The 25,424-nt window shown below is 68.5% G+C and carries 21 protein-coding genes; 8 read left to right on the top strand and 13 right to left on the bottom strand.

What is annotated here, in order from left to right:
* Positions 1-16: 16 nt before the first annotated feature.
* A complete protein-coding gene (gene arfB / locus ACQP2E_RS33590; RefSeq protein WP_433826998.1) occupies positions 17-442 on the bottom strand; it encodes an alternative ribosome rescue aminoacyl-tRNA hydrolase ArfB in 426 nt (141 codons plus the stop codon).
* An 83-nt stretch (positions 443-525) separates the two neighbouring features.
* Here arfB and ACQP2E_RS33595 point away from each other — a divergent pair, with 83 nt between their 5' ends.
* The 4 genes from ACQP2E_RS33595 to ACQP2E_RS33610 are packed head-to-tail and all read left to right on the top strand — an operon-like array spanning position 526 to position 4,760.
* Positions 526-1,851, top strand: coding sequence for a M16 family metallopeptidase (locus ACQP2E_RS33595; protein ID WP_433826999.1), 1,326 nt, complete (start codon positions 526-528; stop codon positions 1,849-1,851).
* Positions 1,848-3,188, top strand: a complete 1,341-nt coding sequence (locus ACQP2E_RS33600; RefSeq protein ID WP_433827000.1) for a M16 family metallopeptidase — start codon at positions 1,848-1,850, stop codon at positions 3,186-3,188. The genes ACQP2E_RS33595 and ACQP2E_RS33600 overlap by 4 nt, the downstream gene beginning before the upstream one ends.
* Before the next feature lie 58 nt (positions 3,189-3,246).
* Positions 3,247-4,254: an endonuclease/exonuclease/phosphatase family protein gene (locus ACQP2E_RS33605; protein WP_433827001.1), complete on the top strand. Its 1,008-nt coding sequence runs from the start codon at positions 3,247-3,249 to the stop codon at positions 4,252-4,254.
* A complete protein-coding gene (locus ACQP2E_RS33610; RefSeq protein ID WP_433827002.1) occupies positions 4,251-4,760 on the top strand; it encodes a GNAT family N-acetyltransferase in 510 nt (169 codons plus the stop codon). Before ACQP2E_RS33605 ends, ACQP2E_RS33610 begins: the two co-directional genes overlap by 4 nt.
* Here ACQP2E_RS33610 and cimA read toward each other — a convergent pair.
* Positions 4,738-6,309 (bottom strand): citramalate synthase, encoded by a 1,572-nt coding sequence (cimA, locus tag ACQP2E_RS33615; protein WP_433827003.1) that lies wholly within the window; start codon positions 6,307-6,309, stop codon positions 4,738-4,740. The two genes, ACQP2E_RS33610 and cimA, sit on opposite strands and share 23 nt — an antisense overlap.
* A 206-nt stretch (positions 6,310-6,515) precedes the next feature.
* Between cimA and ACQP2E_RS33620 the strand changes: the two genes are divergently transcribed.
* On the top strand, positions 6,516-7,259 hold the full coding sequence (locus ACQP2E_RS33620; RefSeq protein ID WP_433827004.1) for a tyrosine-protein phosphatase: 744 nt from the start codon (positions 6,516-6,518) through the stop codon (positions 7,257-7,259).
* A 50-nt stretch (positions 7,260-7,309) separates the two neighbouring features.
* Here the strand turns inward: ACQP2E_RS33620 and ACQP2E_RS33625 are convergent, their stop codons facing one another.
* Positions 7,310-8,407 carry a branched-chain amino acid aminotransferase gene (locus ACQP2E_RS33625; protein WP_433827005.1) on the bottom strand — a complete coding sequence of 366 codons (1,098 nt, stop codon included), beginning with the start codon at positions 8,405-8,407 and terminating at the stop codon, positions 7,310-7,312.
* Between the two features lie 150 nt (positions 8,408-8,557).
* Positions 8,558-9,583 (bottom strand): 3-isopropylmalate dehydrogenase, encoded by a 1,026-nt coding sequence (locus ACQP2E_RS33630; protein ID WP_433834159.1) that lies wholly within the window; start codon positions 9,581-9,583, stop codon positions 8,558-8,560.
* A 368-nt stretch (positions 9,584-9,951) separates the two neighbouring features.
* Here ACQP2E_RS33630 and ACQP2E_RS33635 point away from each other — a divergent pair, with 368 nt between their 5' ends.
* Complete coding sequence (locus ACQP2E_RS33635) at positions 9,952-10,290, top strand: hypothetical protein (protein WP_433834161.1); 339 nt, start codon at positions 9,952-9,954, stop codon at positions 10,288-10,290.
* Here ACQP2E_RS33635 and serA read toward each other — a convergent pair.
* The 5 genes from serA to ACQP2E_RS33660 form a co-directional block, all read right to left on the bottom strand.
* On the bottom strand, positions 10,287-11,861 hold the full coding sequence (gene serA / locus ACQP2E_RS33640) for a phosphoglycerate dehydrogenase (RefSeq protein ID WP_433827006.1): 1,575 nt from the start codon (positions 11,859-11,861) through the stop codon (positions 10,287-10,289). The genes ACQP2E_RS33635 and serA overlap by 4 nt on opposite strands.
* 134 nt (positions 11,862-11,995) lie before the next feature.
* Positions 11,996-13,009: a ketol-acid reductoisomerase gene (ilvC, locus tag ACQP2E_RS33645; RefSeq protein ID WP_433827007.1), complete on the bottom strand. Its 1,014-nt coding sequence runs from the start codon at positions 13,007-13,009 to the stop codon at positions 11,996-11,998.
* 19 nt (positions 13,010-13,028) lie between these two features.
* Positions 13,029-13,547 carry an acetolactate synthase small subunit gene (ilvN, locus tag ACQP2E_RS33650; RefSeq protein WP_014447226.1) on the bottom strand — a complete coding sequence of 173 codons (519 nt, stop codon included), beginning with the start codon at positions 13,545-13,547 and terminating at the stop codon, positions 13,029-13,031.
* Positions 13,547-15,376, bottom strand: a complete 1,830-nt coding sequence (locus tag ACQP2E_RS33655; protein ID WP_433827008.1) for an acetolactate synthase large subunit — start codon at positions 15,374-15,376, stop codon at positions 13,547-13,549. Before ACQP2E_RS33655 ends, ilvN begins: the two co-directional genes overlap by 1 nt.
* Before the next feature lie 140 nt (positions 15,377-15,516).
* On the bottom strand, positions 15,517-17,865 hold the full coding sequence (locus ACQP2E_RS33660; protein WP_433827009.1) for a putative bifunctional diguanylate cyclase/phosphodiesterase: 2,349 nt from the start codon (positions 17,863-17,865) through the stop codon (positions 15,517-15,519).
* 101 nt (positions 17,866-17,966) lie between these two features.
* On the opposite strand from ACQP2E_RS33660, the gene ilvD reads away from it, so the two are divergent.
* On the top strand, positions 17,967-19,814 hold the full coding sequence (gene ilvD / locus ACQP2E_RS33665; protein ID WP_433827010.1) for a dihydroxy-acid dehydratase: 1,848 nt from the start codon (positions 17,967-17,969) through the stop codon (positions 19,812-19,814).
* A 141-nt stretch (positions 19,815-19,955) separates the two neighbouring features.
* Here ilvD and ACQP2E_RS33670 read toward each other — a convergent pair whose 3' ends face one another.
* From ACQP2E_RS33670 to ACQP2E_RS33685, 4 genes are all read right to left on the bottom strand, one after another.
* Positions 19,956-20,426, bottom strand: coding sequence for an NUDIX hydrolase (locus tag ACQP2E_RS33670; protein ID WP_433827011.1), 471 nt, complete (start codon positions 20,424-20,426; stop codon positions 19,956-19,958).
* A 528-nt stretch (positions 20,427-20,954) separates the two neighbouring features.
* Complete coding sequence (locus ACQP2E_RS33675) at positions 20,955-21,806, bottom strand: carbohydrate ABC transporter permease (protein ID WP_433827012.1); 852 nt, start codon at positions 21,804-21,806, stop codon at positions 20,955-20,957.
* Positions 21,803-22,783 carry a carbohydrate ABC transporter permease gene (locus ACQP2E_RS33680; RefSeq protein WP_433827013.1) on the bottom strand — a complete coding sequence of 327 codons (981 nt, stop codon included), beginning with the start codon at positions 22,781-22,783 and terminating at the stop codon, positions 21,803-21,805. The genes ACQP2E_RS33675 and ACQP2E_RS33680 overlap by 4 nt, the downstream gene beginning before the upstream one ends.
* Positions 22,784-22,842: 59 nt before the next feature.
* Positions 22,843-24,117, bottom strand: coding sequence for an ABC transporter substrate-binding protein (locus tag ACQP2E_RS33685; protein ID WP_433827014.1), 1,275 nt, complete (start codon positions 24,115-24,117; stop codon positions 22,843-22,845).
* Positions 24,118-24,378: 261 nt separating this feature from the next.
* On the opposite strand from ACQP2E_RS33685, the gene ACQP2E_RS33690 reads away from it, so the two are divergent.
* Positions 24,379-25,392, top strand: a complete 1,014-nt coding sequence (locus ACQP2E_RS33690) for a LacI family DNA-binding transcriptional regulator (RefSeq protein WP_433827015.1) — start codon at positions 24,379-24,381, stop codon at positions 25,390-25,392.
* The last annotated feature ends 32 nt before the right edge of the window (positions 25,393-25,424 follow it).

The following is a 25,424-nucleotide window of genomic DNA, read 5'->3' on the forward strand; positions in this document are numbered from 1 at the left end:
GAGCCAGCCGGGTTCGTCAGTCGTCGGCGCCGGGGCGGCGGTTGCGTTTGATCTGGCCGCGGCGTTTCTTCTCGCCGATGCGGCGTTCGACAGCGCCTCGGGACGGCTTGGTGGCGCGGCGCTGCCGGGGCGGTGCCGCGATGGCGCCGGCGATCTGGGCGCCCAGGCGGGCCGCGGCCGCCTCACGGTTGCGGAGCTGGGAGCGGTGCTCGGACGCGGTGATCGTGAGCACACCATTAACGAGGCGAGCGCCGAGGCGTTCGACGGCTCGCTCCTTCAGGGAATTGGGCAGCAGGTCCGAGCCGAGCACGTCCCACGACAGCTCGACCCGCGAATCGGTGGTGTTGACGCCTTGACCACCCGGTCCGCTCGCTCGGGAGAAACGCCACGAGAGTTCGGCCGCCGGGATGGTCAGGCGGTCGTTCACACGTACGTCCTCCATCACGCCCCCAGCATCGCACCGACTCGCGATCATGCGCTATTCGGTTATCGATGGGCTGGCAGCAACGAAACAGGCGGCAGTGCATGATTGGTGGGGTGACGTCACCAACCGCACCGGTCGCCACGACCGGGTATCCGTGGCCCATCGAAACAACGCGGCTCGCGAACGGCCTGCGGGTCGTCGTCAGCGAGGACCGGACCGCCCCGGTCGTCTGCGTCAACCTCTGGTACGACGTCGGCTCCCGGCACGAGCCCCCAGGTCAGACCGGGTTCGCGCACCTTTTCGAGCATCTGATGTTCGAGGGTTCGCAGCACGTGAAGAAGACCGAGCACATGAAGCTCGTGCAGGGTAACGGCGGCTCACTGAACGCCACCACCAACCCGGACCGGACGAACTACTTCGAGACGATGCCGTCCGAGCACCTCGAGCTGGCCCTCTGGCTGGAAGCGGACCGGATGGGCGGGCTGGTGCCCGCGCTCACCCAGGAAACCTTGGACAACCAGCGCGAGGTGGTGAAAAACGAGCGCCGCCAGCGGTACGAGAACGTGCCGTACGGCGACGCGTGGCTGCGCCTGCTGCCATTGCTGTACCCGCAGGGCCACCCCTATCACCACGCCACGATCGGGTCGATGGAAGACCTGAACGCGGCCGCGCTGGAGACGTTCCAGGCGTTCCACCAGCAGTACTACGCGCCGAACAACTGCGTGCTCACGGTCGTCGGCGACACCACGCCGGCCGAAGTGTTCGCGCTGGCGGAGAAGTACTTCGGCGGCATCGCCACGGTGGACGGCATCCCGCCGGCGCCGGACGGCAGCCTGCCCAAGCCGGCCACCGAGCCGGCCGTGGAGACCGTGACCGCCGACGTCCCGGCGCCGCGGATCTACCTGTCGTACCGGACCTACCCGTTCGGCACACCCGGATACGACGCGGTCACCGTGCTGGCGACCATCCTGGGCAGCGGCCGCGGCAGCCGGCTCTACCAGCGGCTCGCCGACGGCTCCCGGATCGCCCAGCCCGACTACATCGGTTCGTACGGTGTCGACCTCGCGCACGCGCCCGCCCCGCTGATCATCACGGCGACCGCGAAGGACGGTGTGTCGCTGGAGACGCTGGAGGCCGGCCTGGCCGAGGTGGTACAGAGCCTGATCGACGAGCCGGTCACCGACGAGGAGCTGAACCGGGCGAAGGCGCTGCTCACCACCGCCTGGTGGCGGCAGGTCTCCACGGTCGGCGGCCGGGCCGACACCCTGGGCCGGTACACGACGCAGTTCGGCGACCCGTCCGCCGCGGCGGACCGGCTGGCCCGCTGGCTCGCCGTCACCGCGGAGGACGTCACGAACGCCGCCGCGGAGACGCTCCGGCCGGAGTCCCGCGTCACCCTCACCTACGTTCCCGGGGAGCCCGCATGACCCTCATCACCGAACGGCCGAACCCAGGAGCGGCCCGTCCGTACGCCTTCCCCGCCGTCCGCCGGCTGGAGAAGCACGGCGGCATCGTGATCGCCGCTCACCTGCCCGGGCAGATCCTCGCGAGTTCGGTCCTGCTGCTCGACGCGAGCGCCGCCAGGGAGTCCGAGGGCCGCGAGGGCACCGCAACGGTGCTCGCCAAGTCGCTGGAGGAGGGCACGAAGACCCGCGATTCGGCGGCGTACGCGCTCGCCCTCGAAGGACTGGGCGCCGAACTCTCGCCGTCGGTCGACTGGGACACGTTCCGGGTGGGTGTGTCGGCTCCCGTACCCATGCTGACCGATGCCGTGCGCCTGGCCGCCGAGGCCGCGCGGACGCCCAGGCTGGATCCGTCGGATGTCGCACGCGTGCGCGACGACGAGGTGACCGCGCTGCGGATGGATTGGGCGCAGCCCGGTCCGCGTGCCGACGCGTCGCTGCGCAAGGACCTGTTCGGGCCGGACGGGCGTTACTCCCGGCCGCTGCACGGCGATCCGGCGAGTGTGGCCGCCGTTACCGTGGAGGACGTGCTCGCCTTCCACGAGGCGTGGATGCTGCGGCCGGGTGTGCTGCTGGTCGCCGGCGATCTGGACGCGCTGGACCTGGACGCGCTGGCCGAGGCGGCGTTCGCGGGCACCTCGGGTGACCCGCTGCCGCTGGAGGGTCCGCTGGGTGTCCCGGTGCCGGACCGCCGCCGCACGATCCTGGTGGACCGGCCCGGCTCGGTGCAGTCGACGCTGCGGATCGGGCACCGCTCCCCGGAGCGGGCAACGCCTGACTACGTGGCGATGACGCTCGCCGCGACGGTGCTGGGCGGCGCTTTCACCTCCCGGTTGAACCACCTGATCCGCGAGGTGAAGGGGTACACCTACGGCATCCGGGGCTCGTACGGGATGACCCGCCGGGCCGGCCGTTTCGAGGTGGCCGCCGGGGTGCAGACCGCGGTGACCGGGCCGGCTGTCGCGGACACGCTCGGCGAGATCAGGCGTACCCAGGAAGAGGGTGTCACCGAGGCGGAGCTGGAGGTGGCCCGTTCCTGGCGGGCCGGTCAGCTCTCGGTCGAGATGCAGACGCCTGGTGCGATCGCCGGCGCGCTGGCCTCGCTCGTGGTGCACGGCCTGCCGGACGACTACTACGTGACGCTGCGCCGCGAGTACCTGGAGGCGAGCGTCGAGCAGGTGTCCGAGGCCGCCGCCCGGCACCTGTCGGTGGACGGCCTGACCCTGGTGGTCGAGGGTGACGCCGCGACGATCCGGGATGACCTGGCCGAGTTCGGCGACCTGGTCGACAGCGAGATCTGACGATGACGGCCGCCAGGGGAAACCGAGCCCCTGGCGGCCGCCAGCTAACGTCTCGCCCATGACGATCACCGACGCGCCTGCCGAGACGCGCCCGGCCCATCGCCGTGCTGTCACCCGGACCCTGCTGGTCTGGCTCCTCGTGACGCCGGCCGCGGCCTGGTTCGTCGTCCGGGGCTTCGGGCTCGAACGCGGCCGGTTGATCCAGTTGATCGCGTTCACTCCGTACGTCGCTCTCTGGTCCTTGATTCCCGCCCTGCTCGCGCTGATCGCGCGGCGCTGGGCCGCCGCGGCAGTGGCGGTCCTGACCGCGTTCGGTCTCGCCATGGGTGTCCTGCCGCGGACCATCCCCGACCTGGACACCGGGCCCGGCACCGGTGTCGCGCTGCGCGTGATGACGTCGAACATGCTGTTCGGCGGCGCCGACCCGGCCTCGATCGTGCGCCTCGTCAGGGAGAACGACGTGGCGGTCCTGGCGCTGCAGGAGTTTACCGAAGAGGGCCGGGACGGTCTGCGGGCGGCCGGCCTCGACGAGCTGCTGCCGTACCACTCGTTCGCGGCGGAGGCGGGCGCGAGCGGATCGGGCCTCTACTCCCGGTACCCGGTCAGCGACCCGGGCTCACGCCGCAACAACGGCGGCTGGCGATTCCTGCAGGCGTACGCGACGGTCCAGGCCCCCGGCGCCGACCCGGTGCTCGTCGAGTCGGTGCACCCGCTCGCGCCGGCACTGCCGGACACGTTCGCCGGCTGGCGTTCCGACCTGGAGGAGGAGCCGCGCGCCGACCCCGGCGGCGTGGCCCGGATCCTGATCGGTGACTTCAACGCGACGCTTGACCACGGACCGCTGCGCGATCTGATCAAATCCGGTTACCGGGATGCCGCCGCCGCGGTCGGCAAGGGCCTGATCGGCACCTGGGGACCGTACGACGGCGATCTCATCCCGCCTGTCACCATCGACCACGTACTGGCCGACGAGCGAATCGGGGTAAGCGATGTCGAGGTACACGACGTGACCGGATCCGACCACCGCGCGCTGATCGCGGCTCTGACGATTCCGGCGGCGAAATGATCCGGCCGGTCACCATCGAGGACGCCGGCGCGCTGGCCGGGCTGCTGACCGAGAATCGCGCGTACCTGGCACCGTGGGACCCGATCCGTGACGAGAGCTACTACACCGAGGCCGGCCAGCTGAAGATCATCTCGGACACGTTGCGGGCCGGGAACACGTACCCATATGTGATCGTGGAAGACGGGAAGATCGTCGGCCGGGTGAACCTCAACAACGTGGTGCGCGGACCGTTCCTGTCCGCGAGCCTCGGTTACTGGGTCGGCGAGAGCACCGCCGGGCGCGGTGTCGCGACCGCGGCGGTCACCGCGGCCGTGAAGAAGGCCTTCACCGAGCACGGCCTGCACCGGGTGGAAGCCGGCACGCTCACCCACAACGTACGGTCGCAGCGGGTTCTCGAACGCAACGGCTTCACCCGGTTCGGCGTGGCCCCTCGCTATCTGAAGATCGCCGGCGAGTGGCAGGACCACGTGCTTTTCCAGCGACTCAACGAGCCAGACCGTACGTGAGCGCGTCCACCAGCGCGGTCCAGCTGGCGTCCACGATGTTCTCGTGCACCCCGACCGTGGTCCACTCGCCCCGGTTGTCGCTTGTCTCCAGCAGCACCCGGGTGATCGCGTTGGTGCCGTGGCTGCCCTCCAGGATGCGCACCTTGAAGTCGGTCAGCTCGAACGTCTTCAGCTGCGGGTAGTGGTTGGACAGCGCCACCCGCAGCGCCTCGTCGAGCGCGTTGACCGGGCCGTTGCCCTCGGCCGTCGCGATGATCCGCTCGCCGTCGACGCGTACCTTCACGGTCGCCTCGGAGATCACCTTGCCGTCCTCCCGGTGCTCGACCAGGACTCGGTAACTCTCCAGCGTGAACGGGCGCGGGATGCCGGCGCCCGGCAGCTCGCTGCGTACCAGCAGCTCGAACGAGGCGTCCGCGGCCTCGAACGACCAGCCGCCGGCCTCCAGTTCCTTGACCTTGTTGGTGACGGCGGTGGTCGTCTCCGGGTGGCCGGCCAGGTCCAGTCCGAGCTCGGCACTCTTGAGCTCGATGCTGGCCCGGCCGGCCATCTCCGTCACCAGGATCCGCATGTCGTTGCCGACAACCGACGGGTCGACGTGGTTGTACAACAGCGGATCCACCTTGATCGCGCTCGCGTGCAGCCCCGCCTTGTGAGCGAATGCGGCAGCCCCGACGTAGGCCTGGTGGGTGTCGGGGGCGATGTTGGCGATCTCGGCGAGCGCGGTGGAGACCCGCGTCGCCTTCTCGAGGCATCCGTCCGGTAGGACCTTCAGCCCGAGCTTGAGTTGCAGGTTGCTGACCACGGCGAAGAGGTCGGCGTTGCCGGGCCTCTCGCCGTAGCCGTTTGCCGTGCACTGGAAGTGCTTCACGCCGGCCTCGACGGCGGCGACGGTGTTGGCGACCGCGCAGGCGGTGTCGTTCTGGCAGTGGATCCCGAGTTGGTCAGCACCGACACCGGCGCGTTCGACGACGTCGTTCACCGCGGCAGTGATCATCGACGGGAGCATGCCCCCGTTGGTGTCGCACATGATCACGCGCTCAGCTCCGGCCTCGAAGGCCGCCTTGACCACACTGGCGGTGTACGCCGGGTCGTGCCGGAACCCGTCGAAGAAGTGCTCACAGTCCACGAACGCCCGGCGGCCGTTCGCGACCAGGTGCCGCACGGTGTCCCGGACCATGTTCAGGTTCTCCTCCCCGGTGGTGCGCAGGGCCCGCTCGACGTGCCGGATGTCGGACTTGGCGACCACGCAGACGACTGGCGTCTCGGCGTCCAGCAGCGCCTTGACCTGCTTGTCCTCGGTCACGTCGACACCCGCCTTGCGGGTCGCGCCGAACGCGACCAGCACCGCGTGCCGCAGCTCCAGCTCGGTCTTGGCACGCTCGAAGAACTCGGTGTCCTTCGGCATCGCACCCGGCCAGCCACCCTCGATGAAACCCACACCGAATTCGTCCAGCAGGCGCGCCACGGCGAGCTTGTCGGCGACCGTGTAGCTGATTCCCTCGCGCTGCCCGCCGTCGCGCAACGTCGTGTCGAACACCTGGTAGTCCATCGGGGAAGTCCTCTCGGGTAGTCACCCACCACAACAAAAAGACCCCCCGCGGATGCGGGAGGTCTGCGCGTCGGCTCTGAACGTTGTCAGCAGCAGCCGGCGCGCTGGGTGCGAATAATCAGCACGGAGTGGGTCACGAGATGAAGCATGCCACTAACCGGGATCGTGGGAAGCGCCGTTCCACTTTTCGGGACTAAGTTAAATCCGTGGTCGCTGAATCGTTCTCACGAAACCTGCCCTTCGCCAAGGCGTACAACTTCCGCGACGTCGGCGGCTACACCGGCCTTGATGGACGGACCGTGCGCTGGCGGCGGCTGTTCCGCGCCGACTCCCTGCACCGGCTCAGCGAGCAGGACACCGAGGCATTCGCCCAGCTCGGCATCAAGACGGTGATCGACCTGCGCCGGCCGTTCGAGATCGAGAAGTTCGGCCGGGTCGCCGAGGAGCACGGCGCCGATTACCGCAACGTGGTCCTGCGTCACGTGGACTGGGAGGACGTCGAGCACCCCGAGGACGTCCTGCACGAACGCTGGCTGGCCGATCGGTACCTCAACTTCGCCGAGGACGGCCACGAGGGCATCGCGGAGGCGCTGCGGGTGATCGCCAGCGCTGACGCGGCCCCCGTCGTGGTGCACTGCATGGCCGGAAAGGATCGGACCGGCACGGTCTGTGCGCTGGCCCTGTCGCTTGTCGGCGTCGGCGACGAGGAGATTGCCGCGGATTACGCCCTGACCACCGAGGCGATGCGCCCGCTCACCGAGTATCTGCTGCGCAGCAATCCTGAGTCGGTGCTCGGCAACGAGCACATGTTCGACTCACCGCCCGAGGCCATGCTGATGTTCCTGAACGACCTGCGCACCCTGCACGGCTCCGTCGAAGCCTTCGCCAAACAGATAGGCCTGACCGACAACGACCTCACCGCCCTGCGGTCAAACCTCTTAGAGCCCTAAGACCCTTCTTGGGTACGCGTCAAGGCGCTGACGCGTACCCAAGTGGGTCTTTAAAGAACTCTATGCACCCAGCCGAAGGGGTCTTCGGCGCGGCCGCGCTGGATGTCGACGAGCTGCTTGCGGATGCCCATCGTCACCTCGCCGGAACCGCCGTCGGCGACAGCGAACTCACCGTCCTCGCTCTTGATCACGCCGATCGGGGTGATCACCGCGGCGGTGCCGCAGGCGAACGCCTCGCGGACCCGGCCCGAGGCAGCGCCCTCGCGCCACTCGTCCAGGCTGATCGGACGCTCCTCGACCCGGCGGCCGGCGCGTTCCGCCAGCTTGATCACCGAGTCGCGGGTGATGCCCGGCAGGATCGTCCCGGTCAGCGGCGGCGTCACCAGGGTGCCGTCGTCGAGGACCAGGAAGACGTTCATGCCGCCGAGCTCATCGATGTACTTACGCTCCACCGCGTCCAGGTAGACCACCTGGTCGCAGCCGTGCTCGGCAGCCTCGGCCTGCGCGGAGAGGCCCGCGGCGTAGTTGCCGCCGCACTTCGCCGCGCCGGTGCCGCCCGGAGCCGCCCGGGTGAAGTCCGGCGAGACCCAGATCGTCACCGGCTTGACGCCACCGGAGAAGTACGGGCCGACCGGCGACGCGATGACCAGGTACAGGTATTCGGTCGCGGGACGCACGCCGAGGAAGACCTCGCTCGCGTACGCGAAGGGGCGCAGGTAGAGGCTGCCCTCTTCGCCCTGCGGAATCCAGTCCCGATCGATCGAGATGATCTCGTGCAGCGACTGCAGGAACGTCTCCACCGGCAACTGCGGCATCGCCATCCGCTGGGCGGACTGGTTGAACCGGTTCGCGTTCGCATCCGGGCGGAACATCGCGACGCCACCGTCCGGAAGCGTGTACGCCTTCAGCCCCTCGAAGATCTCCTGGGCGTAGTGCAGAACGGCGCTCGCGGGGTCCATCGGAATCGGGGCGCGGGCCTCGATCCGGGGTTCGTACCAACCTTTGCCATCGGCGTACCGGATGGTCGCCATGTGGTCGGTGAAGATGCGGCCGAAACCGGGGTTGGCCAGCAGGGCGGCGCGGTCGGCGTCGCTTACGGGTGCCGGGTTCGGACGGATCTCGAATTCGAGGTTGTCACCACCGCTCATGACAAGGAGACCTGCTTTCTGCAGAAAAGATTCAGGGCATGCGAGGGCACCCGTAGTGCCGCGCATGAAATCTACCCCGAACGGTCGTTAGTTCAATGACCGCACGGTGAGGAAGCCCTTGCGGGCTGTGGGAGTCGAACCGGGGCCGAATCAGACGGCCGCGGCCACCAGGTCGCCGACTTCGGCGGTACGCAGCGACGCGCCCGGGGTCCGGGACGCGACATGTGCCGCGACCGCCTCGGTTACTCGGCGGGCCTCGTCGTGGCGGCCGAGGTGCTCCAGCAGCAGGGCCGCGGAGAGGATGGCGGCGGCCGGGTCGGCGATGCCCTTGCCGGCGATGTCCGGCGCGGAGCCGTGCACCGGCTCGAAGGTCGACGGGTACTTGCGCTCCGGGTTGACGGAGCCGCTGGCCGCCATGCCGATGCCACCGGTGACGGCAGCGGCGATGTCGGTGAGGATGTCACCGAAGAGGTTGTCGGTCACCACGACGTCGAAGCGCTGCGGGTTGCTCACCATGAACATGCTGGCGGCGTCGATGTGCTGGTACTCCGTGGTGACCTCGGGGAACTCCGCCGCGACGGCGGCGAACGCGCGCGACCACAGGTTGCCGGCGTGGGTCAGCACGTTGGTCTTGTGCACGAGCGTGACGTGGCGGCGGTCCCGGCGCTGGGCGCGGTCGAAGGCGTCACGGATGACCCGCTCGACGCCGAACCGCGTGTTCAGGCTTTCCTCGGTGGCGATCTCGGCGGGGGTGTCCTTGTGCAGGACGCCGCCGGCGCCGACGTAGAGACCCTCGGTGCCCTCGCGGACCACGACCATGTCGATCTCGCCGGGCTTGACGCCGGCCAGCGGGCTGGTGGTGCCCGGCCACAGCTTGGAGGGGCGCAGGTTCACATACTGATCGAAGTCGAAGCGAAGCTTCAGCAGCAGGCCGCGCTCGAGGATGCCCGGCGGGACGCTCGGGTCGCCGATGGCACCCAGCAGGACGGCGTCGTGGCCGGCCAGCTCGTCCTGGATCGCGCCCGGCAGAACCTCGCCGGTGCGGTTGTAGAGGCGGGCGCCGAGGTCGTACTCGTTGTATTCAACGCCGGGGAGGACCGCGTCGATGACCTTGCGAGCCTGCGCGGTGACCTCGGTCCCGATGCCGTCACCGGCGACCACTGCGATCCGCGACACGCTCACGTCAAACTCCCCAACTGTCGACCTACCAGGGACACCGTAGCCCGGCTTCCCGAAGAACGGAACGACAGTCCCAGGAAGTGAGCTTTCATAAAAAGCGAACAACCCCTGGCCGCGGCAAACGGCACAGGGGTTGTTGCGACGAGTACACGTGGTTCGGTCCCGCCAGATTCACACACACGACCCTGCGACAGATCACATCACCCGAAGACGGATCCACCCGAGTCGTGCGGCAAGGACAACGCTAGCGATGCGGACCAAAGACATGCAAGACGCGCCCCCGCGTGTCGGCCCACGGTTTCCGCGTACCAGCCCTTCGGTGGTGGCACCATGCGCCGGTGAGTTTCGACCTAGTGGTGTGGGCCATGGCCCCGTCGGCGGCGCCGGAAGCCGTACGCGACGCGAATGCCCGATGCGCCCGCGGCGACCACCCGCAGCGACCCGCCGATCCCCGTGTCGTCGCCTTCTACGACGCGCTGACCAGCACCTATCCGGACAGGGGGCCACGGGCGACGGCGCCCGGATCACCCTGGGCCAGTGCTCCGCTGCACGCCGCCGCGGACCACATCCAGATGCGGCTCGACGAGGGCTGCCCGGATGTGGTCCTGGAGACGATCGAGCGGCTGGCCGCCGAGCTCAACCTGGATCTGCTGGATCTACAGGACGGCACGGTGTACCCACCGCCGCTGCGAGCGGCGAGCTAGAGGTCCGCCAAGGCGGTCCGCGACGAGCCGATCTCGGCGGCCACCGCGGCCACCACGTCCGGCTCCACGAGCGAGTCCAGTCGCAGGGCCATCAGCGCCTCGCCGCCGGCCGCCCGGCGGGCCACCTGCATCGACGCGATGTTCACACCAGCCCGGCCCAGCGTGGTCCCGATCCTGCCGACCACGCCGGGCCGGTCCTGGTACCGGAAGAACAGCAGCGCGCCTTCCGGCGCCAGGTCCAGCTCGAACCCGTCCACCTCGACCAGCTTCGCCGTCTCGGCGTAGGTCCCGGCCACCGAAACGACGCCGCCGTCCGGCATCGCGCCCCGGACCGTGATCAGCGTGGTGTCGGCGCCCTCCGAGCCCTCCTCGGCTGACAGCTCCAGCTCGACGCCACGGTCCGCGGCGACGTGCGGCGCGTTCACGTACGTCACCGGTTCGGCGGTCACCGGCGCGAACAGGCCCTTCATGGTGGCCAGTTCGAGGACCGAGACGTCGTGGGCGACCACGGCGCCGCGTACCTCGACGGTCATCCGGGAGGCCACCCCACCGGCCACCGCGGTGAAGACCCGGCCGAGGCGCTCGGCGAGCGGCAGCAGCGGGCGGACGTCCTCGTCGACCGCACCGCCGGCCCGGACGTTCACCGCGTCCGGGACGAACTCGCCGTGCAGGGCCAGCCGCACGCTCTGCGCCACCGCGAGGCCGGCTTTGTCTTGCGCCTCCACGGTCGAGGCGCCCAGGTGCGGCGTGACCACCACGTTGTCGAAGGCGAACAGCGGCGACGAGGTGAGCGGCTCGTTCTCGAAGACGTCCAGCCCGGCGCCGGCCACCCGCCCGTCCGCGAGCGCCTCGGCCAGAGCATGCTCGTCGACCAGGCCGCCCCGGGCCGCGTTGACGATGCGTACACCTGGTTTGACCACCGCGAGTTCCTTCTCGCCGATCAAACCCAAGGTCTCCGGGGTACGCGGAAGGTGCACCGAGATGAAGTCACTTTCCCGGATCAACTCGTCGAGGCTGGTGAGGTGCACCCCGAGCTGCGCCGCACGAGCAGGCTGGACGTATGGGTCGTACGCGATGAGGCGTACCCCGAAAGCGGCCATGCGCTGCGCGAAGAGGACGCCGATGCGCCCAAGACCGACCACTCCCACGGTCTTGCCATGAATTTCGACGCCGGTGAAGGCGGAGCGCCGCCAGGCGCCTGCCTTGAGGGTGGCGCTCGCCGTCGCGGTGTGCCGCGCGACCGACAGCAGCAGCGCCACCGCCTGCTCGGCAGCCGAGACGATGTTGCTGGTCGGCGCGTTGACGACAAGCACTCCGCGAGCCGTGGCGGCCGGGACGTCGACGTTGTCGAGGCCGACCCCGGCGCGGGCCACGACGCGCAGCCGGGTCGCGGCGGCGAGCGCCTCCGCGTCGATCCGGGTCGCACTGCGAACGATCACCGCGTCGGCATCGGCCAGCGCTCTCAATAGCGCCGGCCGGTCCGTTCCCTCCGCTCGGCGGACCTCGAAGTCCTCGCTGAGCAGGTCAAATGCGGCTGGTGCCAGTTCCTCGGTTACCAGGACGACAGACATGGTCCCCACCCGGTTCTCGTCGGCATTGACGGACACGAATGGTACGCAAGCGTGCGGCGCGAAGTTCAGTTCACTCAACAGAAATGCCCGACCGGGGGCGAACCCGGCCGGGCATTTCCGATAAAAGCTGAAAATCAGGCGGTCTCGGTGATCGGGCGGTCCACCCAGCTCATCATCCCGCGCAGCTTCGCACCGGTGATCTCGATCGGGTGCTTGGCGGCCTCCTCGCGGAACTTCTTGAGCTCCGGCGCGCCGGCATCGTCGTCCGCGATCAGGCGGCGGGTGAACTCGCCGGACTGGATGTCGGCGAGGATCTTCTTCATCTCCTCCTTGACCGACGCGTTGATCACGCGCGGGCCGGAGACGTAGTCACCGAACTCGGCGGTGTCCGAGACGCTGTAGCGCTGGCGGGCGATGCCACCCTCGTACATCAGGTCGACGATCAGCTTGAGCTCGTGCAGGCACTCGAAGTAGGCGATCTCCGGGGCGTAACCCGCCTCGGTCAGCACCTCGAAACCGGTCTGCACGAGCGCGGACGCGCCACCGCAGAGGACGGCCTGCTCACCGAAGAGGTCGGTCTCGGTCTCCTCGGTGAAGGTTGTCTTGATGACACCGGCGCGGGTGCCACCGATCGCCTTCGCGTAGGAGAGCGCCAGCGCCTGGCCCTCGCCGGTCGGGTCCTGCTCGACGGCGATCAGCGCGGGGACGCCCTTGCCGTCGACGTACTGACGGCGGACCAGGTGGCCCGGGCCTTTCGGGGCGACCATGGCGATGGTCACGTTGGCCGGCGGCTTGATCAGCTCGAAGCGGATGTTCAGGCCGTGGCCGAAGAAGAGCGCCTTGCCCGCGGTCAGGTTCGGCTCGATCGACTCGGTGTAGATCTTGCGCTGCGCGGTGTCCGGCGCCAGCACCATGATCACGTCAGCCCAGGCGGAGGCCTCGGCCGGGGTCTTCACGGTGAGGCCCTGCTCCTCGGCCTTCGGGCGGCTCTTCGAGCCCTCCTTCAGACCGACCACCACGTCGACGCCCGAGTCACGCAGCGACAGCGAGTGCGCGTGACCCTGGCTGCCGTAACCGATCACGGCGACCTTCTTGCCCTGAATGATCGACAGGTCGGCGTCGGCGTCGTAGAAAACTTCCGCGGTCATGTTCCTTCTCTTTCTGAATTTAGGCGGCGCGCAGAGCGGGGCCGGTGGTGATGGAGCGGGATCCGCGGCCGATGGCCACGAGGCCCGACTGGACCATCTCCTTGATGCCGTACGGCTCGAGGTCGCGCAGTAACGCATCCAGTTTGTCGGGATTACCGGTGGCCTCGATCGTCAGGGTGTCCGGAGCGACGTCGATCACTCGCGCCCGGAACAGCTCGACGGTCTCGAGCACCTGGCTGCGCTGCGCCCGATCGGCACGCACCTTGACCAGCAGGAGCTCACGCTGGACCGACTGGGAGGGGTCCAGCTCCACGATCTTCAGGACGTTCACCAGCTTGTTGAGCTGCTTCGTGACCTGTTCCAGCGGAGAGGAGTCCGCGTTGACGACGATCGTGATGCGGCTGACGTCCGGGTTCTCCGTCTCGCCGACCGCAAGGGAGTCGATGTTGAAGCTGCGGCGGGAGAACAGGCCACTGACGCGTGCGAGCACACCGGGTTTGTTCTCGACCAGCACGCTCAGCGTGTGCTTGTTCGTCATTACAGGTCGTCCTCTTCGAACGTCGGGCGCACGTCCCGGGCGAACATGATCTCGTCATTGCTCGTGCCGGCCGCGACCATCGGCCACACCATGGCGTCCTCGCCGACCGTGAAGTCGATGACCACCGGCGCGTCGTTGATCTCCATGGCCTGCTTGATGACCTTGTCGACGTCGTCTTTCGACTCACACCGCAGGCCGACACAGCCGAGCGCCTCGGCCAGCTTCACGAAGTCCGGGATCCGGTGCTTGTGCGTGCCCAGCACGGTGTTCGAGTAACGGCCCTCGTAGAACAGGGTCTGCCACTGCCGGACCATGCCCAGGTTGCCGTTGTTGATCACGGCGACCTTGATCGGGATGCCTTCCAGAGCGCAGGTCGCCAGCTCCTGGTTGGTCATCTGGAAGCAGCCGTCGCCGTCGATGGCCCACACCGCGGTGCCGGGCTGGGCCACCTTCGCGCCCATCGCGGCCGGGACGGCGTAACCCATCGTGCCGGCGCCGCCCGAGTTGAGCCAGGTGCCCGGCTTCTCGTACTTGATGAACTGGGAGGCCCACATCTGGTGCTGGCCGACGCCCGCCACGTAGATCGCGTCCGGGCCGACAAGCTCACCGATCCGCTCGATCACGTACTGCGGCGCGAGGCTGCCGTCGGTCGGCTCGTCGTACCCGAGCGGGTAGCGCTCACGGATCTCGTTGAGCGTCTTCCACCAGGCCGCGTACTGCTCGGTGCCGCCCGCGTTGGCCGAGACCGCCGCGATCAGCTCGTCGATGACGTGCCGGGCGTCGCCGACGATCGGGACATCCGCGTGCCGGTTCTTGCCGATCTCCGCCGGGTCGATGTCGGCGTGGACCACCTTGGCGTCCGGCGCGAACGAGTCCAGCTGACCGGTGACCCGGTCGTCGAACCGGGCGCCGAGGGTGACCAGCAGGTCGGAGCGCTGCAGCGCGTAGACCGCCGGAACCGTGCCGTGCATGCCGGGCATGCCCAGGTGCTGCGGGTGCGAGTCGGGGAACGCGCCGAGACCCATCAGCGTGGTGACCACCGGGATGCCGGTCAGCTCCGCGAGCTTGCGCAGCCCGTCGGTGGCGCCGGCCTTGTGCACGCCGCCGCCGACGTACAGAACCGGGCGCTTCGCCGCGGCGATCAGCCGGGCCGCCTCACGGATCTGCTTGCCGTGCGGGTGCAGCGTCGGGCGGTAACCCGGCAGGTCCAGCGTCGGCGGCCAGCTGAACGTGGTCTGCGCCTGCTGCACGTCTTTCGGGATGTCGACCAGGACCGGGCCGGGCCGGCCGGTGGACGCCAGGTGGAAGGCCTCGGCCAGGATCCGGGGCAGCTCCTCCGGGGTCTGGACCAGGAAGTTGTGCTTGGTGATCGGCAGCGTGATGCCCTGGATGTCCGCCTCCTGGAAGGCGTCCGTGCCGATGTACGGCCGGCTCACCTGCCCGGTGATCGCGACGATCGGCACCGAGTCCATGTACGCGTCAGCGATCGCCGTGACCAGGTTCGTCGCACCGGGACCACTTGTCGCGATGCAGACGCCGACCTTGCCGGTGGCCTGGGCGTAACCGGTGGCCGCGTGACCCGCGCCCTGCTCGTGCCGGACCAGGATGTGCCGGACCTTCGAGTCGAACAGCGGGTCGTACGCCGGAAGGATGGTCCCGCCCGGAATGCCGAACACGACCTCGACCCCGAGCGCCTCGAGCGACCGGACGAGCGCGCCTGCGCCGGTGGTGGATACCGGGGCGATGGTGGCGGGAGCGGTGTTCGCGGCCGCTGCCACAGTGGCCGGAGTGGCTCGATGGGCCAGTGATTCGGGAGTGGGTCTCGTCATGGCAATTCAGGCCTTTACAAGTCGGCGTCCGGAAACTCGAGCAACAAAAAAGGCCCTCGTGCCAATGCACGGGACCTAGCGCACCCTCCTGTTGCGGAGAGTGCGCTCAGATAAGTACTCGGGACGCGAAGCACATGCGGCTAACCTTGCCCGATCTCACGGCCTGAGTCAACAGATCCCACATTTTGATCAGTCCGGAATGCCGGGTCACTCGGCAACAGCGCTCTGACCTGCCGCATCCCTGGTCCGAGGCGTACCACCTGACTGCGTGCCGGTGCATCACTCGGCGGAGTGGAACGTGGCGCCGGGAGCGGCCGTCGGCCCACCGGAACGAGGGTTCGCAGCCGGGATTCGAAGTGCTCGGCCGGCACTCCCCAGCCGAACAGCGAGCCCTGACCGAGCCGGCAGCCGGCTTCCTCGACCACCTCGCGCTGCGCCGTGGTGCCGATCCCCTCGGCCAGCACCTCCAGGCCGAGCCGGTGCCCGAGCCGGACCACCACGTCGACCAGGGGCGCCGCCGTCCCGGTACGCGACTCCGGCTCCGCCACCAGCGCATGGTCGATCTTGAGAATGTCCACCGGAAGGGTCCGCAGCTGGGTCAGCGACGAATAACCGGCGCCGAAGTCGTCGAGCGCGATCCGCACCCCGGTCTCGCGCAGCTCGGCGAGCCGGCGGACCAGCTCCTCCATGTCGGTGGCGACCGCGTGCTCGGTCACCTCGAGGACCAGCCGCTGCGGTGGCACGCTGTGCTCGGCCAGCACGTCGGCGACCTGCGCCGCGTAATCGGCGTTGTGCAGTTCCTTCGGTGACAGGTTCACCGAGACCCAGACGTCGTGCCCTTTCGCCAGCCACTCGGCGAGCTGCACGACGGCCTGCTCCAGGACCCAGGCGCCGATCCGGTTGATCAGCCCGGACTCCTCGGCGACCGGGATGAACTCGTCCGGGCGTACCGCCCCGAGTTCCGGGTGGGTCCAGCGGAGCAGCGCCTCGGCGCCGACCGGCCGCATCGACGGCAGGGCCACCACCGGCTGGAAGACCAGGCGCAGCTGGTCACGGTCGATGGCGTGCCGCAGCTCACCCTGCAGCGTGCCGCGCCGGCGCAGCAGCTCGTCGTACCCGGCCTGGTAGCGCTCCACCCGGTTCTTGCCGCGCTGTTTCGCGTACCGCAGGGCCAGGTCGGCGTCGCGCAGCAGCTCGCCGGTGTCGGCCACACCGAGGCTGGCGGAGAGGAAGATCGAGCCGCCGTCCACCTCGTACGGCTCGCCGAGCACCGCGAGCAGCCGATGTGCCGCGAGCATCGCCTCGTCGGCGTCGCCGTGCATCAGCACCGCGAACTCGTCGCCGCCGAGCCGGGCCGCCACGTCACCGCCGAGCAGGTTGCGCCGCAGCCGGGCGGCCACCTCGGTGAGCACGCTGTCGCCGACGTCGTGGCCGCGCATGTCGTTGACCGTCTTGAAGCCGTCCATGTCGATGCCGATCAGGACGGCGTCGTTCTGATCGGTGCCCAGGAGCGCTTCCTGCAGACCCCGCCGATTCGCCAGCCCGGTGAGTGGATCGGTGTGCGCCAGCTCCCGGAAGTGCGCTTCCCGCTGCCGTAGCTGGGTGGTGTACCGCCGCACGTCGTCGAGCGCCAGGTACTGCCGGGCGACCAGGGCGAGGCCCTCGATGCTCAGGCCGAAGTATCCGTACGCGTCGAGCGTCCCGCCGCTGACCAGGTGGTATCCGAGCGAGCCGATCACCACGACCATCGGGACCACGACGTATCCGCCGCCGCGTTCCAGTACGTCACCGGTGACCTCGACGGGGCGGTCGGCGGCGCGTACCGCGTACGCCACCATGATCAGGCCGGCCGCCAGCAGCAGCACGCTGGCCAGGGCGAACTCGTTGTCCTGCCGGCAGATGCCGGTGGAGAGCAGGGCGGCCGCGACCGCGACGACACTCACCCCGGCGGAGACCCGGACGGTGTTGCGCCGCGGCCGGTGCGCGTGCAGGCCGAGGACCGAGGTGAGGCCGAGCGCCAGCACCACGAGCACGGCCGGAAGCATGATGGCGGCACATTCGTACGGTGTGGCCTCGCCGAGGATCCGGGTCGGCTCGGCGAGCAGCACCCAGCCGGCCACCCAGATGGCCGCCGCGATGACCAGGCCGTCGAGCACGTGACGCAGCGCCGCGGCCGGACCGCGGGTCGCACCGGGCAGTGCGACGGTCCCGGCCAGCAGCGTGAGCGTGCCGATGCCCATCGCGATGGCGACCATGGTGGCGAGCGTGCGGGTGTGAGCGGACTGGTGATGGTGGCCACTCAGCGCCGCGCTGGCGAGACCGGCAAGGGCGGCGGCCGCCGAGACGGCGCCACCGGCGGCGAGCAGAAGGTGCGCACGCCGCGCCGCGCCCGTGTGCCGGCGTCCGGACTGCCCGAGATAGGCGACCGCCGGCACCGCGGCGAGCAAGCCGGCCAGACCCGCCAGCTCCATACCGGACGGTGAGTGCACGCACACACTCTGCCCGATCTTCGTCGATCCGACCAGTCCTGGCGTCCCGCGCTGTGGACGTCCTTGGCGATTTCCTGAGAAGCCGGTGGCAGTATGGACTCATGCCTGAGCTGCGCTCCCGGACTTCGACCCATGGTCGCACCATGGCCGGCGCGCGCGCCCTGTGGCGCGCCACCGGCATGACAGACGACGATTTCGGCAAGCCGATCGTCGCGATCGCCAACAGTTTCACCCAGTTCGTACCCGGGCACGTGCACCTGAAGGACATGGGCGGCCTCGTCGCCGACTCGATTGCCGCGGCCGGCGGTGTCGGCCGTGAGTTCAACACGATCGCGGTCGACGACGGCATCGCGATGGGCCACGGCGGCATGCTCTACTCGCTGCCCAGCCGCGAGCTGATCGCCGACGCCGTGGAGTACATGGTGAACGCGCACTGCGCCGACGCCCTGGTCTGCATCTCGAACTGCGACAAGATCACCCCCGGCATGCTGATCGCCGCGCTGCGGCTCAACATCCCGACGGTCTTCGTCTCCGGCGGCCCGATGGAAGCCGGCAAGACAGTCGCCATCAAGGGCATCGTGCACGAGAAACTCGACCTGGTCGACGCCATGAGCGCCGCCGCGAACGACAACGTCACCGACGCCCAGCTGGACACCATCGAGCGGTCGGCCTGCCCGACCTGCGGTTCCTGCTCCGGCATGTTCACGGCGAACTCGATGAACTGCCTCACCGAGGCGATCGGCCTGTCGCTGCCCGGCAACGGCTCGACGCTGGCGACGCACGCGTCCCGCAAGGCCCTCTTCGAAGAGGCCGGCCGGCTGATCGTCGAGATCGCCAAGGAGTACTACGAGAAGGACGACGAGTCGGTCCTGCCGCGCTCGATCGCCAACCGCGACGCCTTCGAGAACGCGGTGGCCCTCGACGTGGCGATGGGCGGCTCGACAAACACGATCCTGCACCTGCTGGCCGCGGCCCGCGAGGCCGAGCTCGACTTCAGCGTCTCCGACATCGACGCCGTCTCCCGCCGGGTGCCCTGCCTGTCGAAAGTGGCGCCGAACAGCCCGAAATACCACATGGAAGACGTTCACCGGGCCGGCGGCATCCCCGCTCTGCTGGGTGAGCTCAACCGTGGCGGCCTGCTTCGCGAGCAGGTCCGCGCGGTCCACTCGCCCGACCTCACCTCGTGGCTAAACAAGTGGGACATCCGTGGCGAATCGCCCTCCGAGGAGGCGCTGGAGCTCTTCCACGCCGCACCGGGTGGAGTCCGCACCGTCGAGCCGTTCAGCACGACGAACCGCTGGGCGAAACTGGACACCGACCCGGTGGAGGGGTGCATCAGGTCGGCCGAGCACGCGTACACCGTCGATGGCGGCCTCGCGATCCTCTTCGGCAACCTCGCCCCCGACGGCTGCGTCGTCAAAACCGCGGGTGTCGACGAGTCGATCTGGAAATTCACTGGCCCGGCCCGGGTTTACGAGTCCCAGGACGACGCGGTCACCGGCATCCTCGGCAAAGAGGTCGTCGAGGGCGACATCGTGATCATCCGATACGAAGGCCCCCGCGGCGGCCCCGGCATGCAGGAAATGCTCTACCCCACGAGCTTCCTCAAGGGCCGCGGCCTCGGCAAAGCCTGCGCACTGATCACCGACGGCCGCTTCTCCGGCGGCACGTCCGGCCTCTCCATCGGCCACGTCTCCCCCGAGGCAGCGGCCGGCGGCCTGATCGCCCTGGTCCAGACCGGCGACGAGATCATCATCGACATCCCCGGCCGCAGCATCACCCTCAACGTCGACGACGACGTCCTCGCCCAGCGCCGCCACGAGGAAGAACGCCGCGCCAAGCCGTACTCCCCGGTCGCCCGCGTGCGCCCGGTCTCGGCCGCGCTGCGCGCTTACGCCTCGATGGCCACCAGCGCCAGCGACGGCGCCTACCGCCGCGTCCCCGAATAGCTCCTTCTGAGTGCCCCGGTCATTTTGATACGCGTGACCGGGGCACCACACAAGCAACAATCGCGCTCTCGTGAGTCCACCGCGACGAACTGCCCGCTCACGGCCGCTGCGCGCCCATCGCTACCGGTGCATGGCTGAGCTTCACCCCACAAAAAACGGCGGCGCGGCCACGTCCCGAGCCATCGCGAGATAACGCGTCTGCCGCTCGTCGAGCGCAGGCATCACCGCAGGCTCGAACCACGCCACCTCAAGCGACTCGTCATCGTTCACCCGAGCGTCCCCACCAACCGCTCGACAGGCAAAAACGGTCTCGAACCAGTAAACCTGGTCCCCGTTCTGAAGCGTCCGCAACGGCAACGCTTCAACGGCGACGATCCGCTCCACGACGATGTCGACAGCCGTCTCCTCAAAAACCTCCCGGACAGCGCCGGCCGCCGGCTGCTCCCCAGGCTCCAGCACCCCGGCGAGCAACGACCACCGCCCGTCATCGCTGCGCCGGTTGAGAAGCACCCGGCCGCCCTCCCCGAAGACCACAGCGGTAACGCTGGGCAGAGACAGCGCCGCATGCCCGATGTTTTTGCGCAACTCCAAAATAAACTCCGGCGTAGCCACAAACCCACCCTAGGCCACCCAAACCCCACCGCCCACGGCCAACACCACGGCGCGCCCCCAGATCCCACCCCCGTCGAGATCCGGTGGCTTACCGATCGGCATGCTGGCTGAACAGGCCGGCGTCCCCGCAAGCCGTCGCCAGCGGTCCCGCCCAGAGGCACGAGCCGGCCGTTCCGCGAACTGCCGCTCGGCGGGGAGGTCTGCCGCTCGGCTCCGCCGCAGCCTTCCCGATGCGTGTTGATTTAGGGTGCGATCCGAACCCGAAGTCCACACGGACACCTGTTTCGTGGGGTGCGTGTTGGTAATGGGTGCGCATTGCACCCCAAATCAACACACTGAGCCCTAAGTCGACACGTTGAGCTCTGGCCGAGCGGCCGTGGACCGTTGAGCCCGCCCTGGCAGGCGGCGGGAGCGGCGGGACCGGGATTCGACCCCCGACCCACGAGGCCCGGCCCACGAGGCCCGAACCCCGGCGCCCGACGCACGAGGGTCGACGCGGCCGGGGGTCGGGGCGGGGTCTGGCGGGTGTTACTTCAGGGCGCCTTCCATGATTCCGCGGACGATCTGGCGGCCGCCGATCAGCAGCAGGATCACCAGGGGGACCGTTGCCGCGAACGCGCCTGCCAGCACCCGCCGGTAAATCACGTAGTTTCCGCTGGCCAGGTCGGACAGGGCGACCATCGAGGTCGGGAAATCGGTGCCGTTCAGGGTGATCAGCGGCCACTGGAAGTCGTTCCACGTCGCCACGAACGTCAGCAGCCCGAGCACCGCCAGCGCCGGCCGGATCGCCGGCAGCACCACGGTCCAGTAAATCCGCAGCGTCAACGCGCCGTCGATCCGGGCTGCCTCGATCAGCTCGTCCGGGATGGCGTGCGCGATGAACTGTCGCATGTAGAACACACCGAAGGCGCTGACCAGACCCGGGGCGATGACCGCGAGCAGTGTGCCGTTCCACTCCAGCCTGCTCATCAGGATGTAGAGCGCCACCACACCCAGCTGGTTCGGCACGGTCAGCGTCAGGATGACGACGACCATCAGCGCGTTGCGATAACGGAAGCGGAGTTTCGCGAACGCGAACCCGGCCAGTGAACAGAAGAACAGTGTCGTCGCGGTGACCACACCCGCGACGATGACGCTGTTGATCAGGGACGCGGTGAAGAACACGTCCTGCATCCCGAAAACCTCGCTGAGGTTCACCAGCAGCTGGTCGCCCGGGATCACCGTGGGCGGGAAGCCCATCACCTTCTCGTCGGTGCTCGTCGCGATGACGAACATCCAGTACACCGGGAAGGCCGAGAGGATCATGAAGGCGGCGAGGACCGCATAGGTCTTCCAGCTGCCGCGCGTCTCCTGCGGTGCACGGTTCACCAGGGTGGTCACTTGTCGCCTCCGAGACGACGGGTCGCGAGCGCGTTGACCGCGGCCACGATCAGGATGATCAAAAAGAGCGCCCAGGACATCGCGGCCGCGTACCCAAGGTTGAGGTCTTTCCAGCCGACCTTGTAGATGAGCTGGGCGATGGTCTGGAACTGGCCGTCGGAGCCACCGCTGGCGGAGGCCGGGTTCTCGTCGAAGAGCATCGGCTCGTTGAAGAGCTGCAGCCCGCCGATGGTGGAGAGCACCACGGTGAAGAGGATGACCGGCTGGATCATCGGCACGGTGATCTGCCACAGCTGACGCCACGGACCGGCGCCGTCGACCGCGGACGCCTCGTAGACGTCCTTCGGGATCGACTGCATGGCGGAGAGGTAGAGCAGCGCGTTGTAGCCGATCCACTTCCAGTTGACCATCGTGGCGATGGCGATCCAGCTGCTCCACTTCGCGGCACGCCAGTCGATCGGGTTCTCGTTGCCGAAGCCGACGAGCGACAGGAACCAGTTCGCCAGGCCGTAGTCGCGGGCGAAGAACATCGCGAAGACCAGGGTCGAGGCGGCGACCGGTGTGACGTACGGAAGAAGAATCCCGACCCGCCACCACGTGGTGCCGCGCAGCTTGCGGTTCAGCAGGTTCGCGATGATCAACGCGATGAGCAGCTGCGGAACCGTGGAGAGCACGAAGATCCCGAAGGTGTTGCCGAGCGCGTTCCAGAAGTCGCCGTCGGTCAGCAGCCGGGAGAAGTTCTCGAAGCCGGCCCAGCCTCGCTCGTCCGGCTCGTCGAGCCGCCAGTTACGCAGCGCCACGATGGCGTTGAAGATGATCGGGAAGAGCCCGAAGATCGCGAAGAGCAGGAAGAACGGCGCGATCAAAAGGTACGGGACGGTCTTGGTGTCGAAGCGGTAGAGCCAGAACTTCGCGCGCGGCGGCGGCGCGTGTTTCGGCTGACCCGGCGGGGCGGGGCGGGTTTCGGTGAGCGACACGGCGTACTCCTCAGCAAGCGGAGGCGAGACGGCCTGAGGCCGTCTCGCCTACCGGGATGTCAGGCCTTGGACGCCTTGTCGGCTTCCTTGACTGCTTCCGCCCAGGCCGCGTCCGGCTTGAGGCCGCCCTGCTGCACTCGGGTGATCACGTTCTCCACCGCGACCCGCGTCGGGCCGTTCTTCTTGCCCAGGTACTGCGGCTGCAGGTTCTCCGCGGTCGCCGCGAAGATCTGGCCGGTGGGGGCATTGGTGAAGAACTCCTTCTTGTAGTCGAGGACGGCCGGGTCCTTGTAGAGCGCCGGCTGCGACGGCAGGTTGCCGACCGTCTTGAAGACCTCGATCTGCTGCTCGGGCTGGATCAGCCACTCGACGAACTTGTACGCCTCGTCGACGTTCTTGCCCTGCTTCGGGATGGTCCACCAGGAACCGCCCCAGTTGCCGCCGCCACCGGGGATCGACGCGATGTCCCACTTGCCCTTCTGGTCGGGCGCGGTGTCCTGGATGTGGCCGAGCATCCACGCCGGGCAGGCCAGGGCCGCGAACTGGTCCTTCTTGAAACCCTGGTCCCAGTTCGGCTGGAAGCTGGCGAGGTTCGCCGAGATGCCGGCCTCGATCGCCTTCATGCTGGTGTCGAACGCGACCTTGGGCCCACCCTCCATCTGGAGGGCTTCCTGCTCGTCGTAGAAGCCGACCGGCTGCTGGGCGAGGACCGGGTTGAACAGGTTCGTACCGGAGTCGACGAACTTCTTGCCCGTTGCCTTCGTGTACTTCTGGCCGGTGGCGATGAACTCGTCCCAGGTGGGCCAGAGCTTGGAGACCGACTCACGGTCGGTGGGCAGGCCGGCCGCCTTGAACAGGTCGGTGCGGTAACACATGGCGAGGCCGCCGACGTCGGTGCCGAGACCGATCTGCTTGCCGTCGGCGGACTGCGAGGCCTTCCACTTCCAGCCCAGGTACTTCGACTCGTAGCTCGACGCGCCCTTGTCGATCAGGTTGACGAACTGATCGGCCTGGCTGCGGAACTGAACGATGAAGCCCTCGTCGACCGCGGAGATGTCCGGCGCGCCGGAGCCGGCGACCAGCTTCTTCTGGAGGTCCTCGTGCTGGGCGTTGTACTCGCCCGAGTTCAGCACGATCTTGACGTTCGTGTGCTCGGCCTCGTACTTGGCCTTGAGCTTGTCGAGGCCCATGTCGCCCCAGAAGTTGATCTTCAAGGAGACCTGGCCGGCGGCCGCGTCGTCGTTGCCACCCTCCAGGCTCTGGCCGCTACAGCCCGAGATGGCCAGGGCGGCCACCAGTCCCACGGCCGCCACGCGGCGTACCGAACGTCCCATCGAAACCTCCAACAAGGAGAGCTACATCACTGAACCGGGTAAGTGGATGGAACGGTAAGCCTCGATTCGAGGAGTGTCAATAGCGTGTTACAACGGTGATTCCTAGGGTCGAAAACCCGTAAAAAACGGACAACCCGTTTACATGACCCATCGAGTGCCGTAACACTGAACCGATCAAGCTTCTGCTACGAGTCGAGGGACTCCGTTAGATGCTGTTCAGCGGCCGATAAGCTCGGCAGCAGTGGGGACAGAGGAGATCGAGTGAAGCGGCCCACGATCGCCGACATAGCGCGGCGGGCGGGCGTGTCGAAAGGCGCTGTCTCGTACGCGCTGAACGGCCAGCCCGGCGTCTCCGAAGCGACCCGGAAACGGATCATCGCGATCGCCCAGGAGATCGGTTTCAACGCGAACAGCGCGGCCCGTGCACTCTCCGGCGCCCGCGCCCGTGCCGTCGGCCTGACGCTGTGCCGCCCGGCCCGGATTCTCGGGATCGAACCGTGGTTCATGGGCCTGATCAGTGGTTTCGAGGCCGAGCTCGGCGCGCAGTCGTACGCACTGACCCTCCAGGTGGTCGCCACCCCGGAGCAGGAGGTCGAGGTCTATCGCCGCTGGTGGGGCGAGCGCCGGATCGACGGGGTGATCGTCACCGACATCCGGGAGAACGACGTGCGCATCCCGGTGCTCCAGGAGCTGCAGTTACCGGCCGTGGTGATCGGCGGTCCCGGCGACACGGGCAGCATCGCCCAGATCTGGTCCGACGACGCCGGCGCGATCACCGAAGCGGTCCGTTACCTGGTCGCTCTCGGACACGACCGGATCGCCCGGGTCAGCGGTGTGCCCGATCTGCTGCACACCCAGGTCCGCACCACGGCGTTCGACGACATCTGCGCCTCGCTCGGATTGCACAACACGATCACCGTGCCCGCCGATTACACCGGCGAGGAGGGCAGCCGCGCCACCCGCCGGCTGCTGATCGGCGGCGACCGGCCCAGCGCGATCATCTACGACAACGACGTGATGGCGGTCGCCGGCCTGGCCGTCGCGCAGGAGATGGGCCTCTCCGTTCCCGGCGATCTGTCCATTGTGGCCTGGGACGACTCACCGCTGTGCAGCCTGGTCCACCCACCGCTGACCGCGCTGAGCCGCGACATCTCCGCCTACGGCGCACAGGCCGCGCGCGAGCTACTCAACGCCATCGACGGCAAACGCGTCGGCAACGTCGAAGCCGGCCGCGTCCACCTCACCCCCCGAGGAAGCACCGCTCCCCCTCGTTAGACAGGTTCAGCCGTTGTGCCTGCGATTGCCGG

This window comes from Actinoplanes sp. CA-015351, from assembly GCF_050955685.1.
Lineage (GTDB): Bacteria > Actinomycetota > Actinomycetes > Mycobacteriales > Micromonosporaceae > Actinoplanes.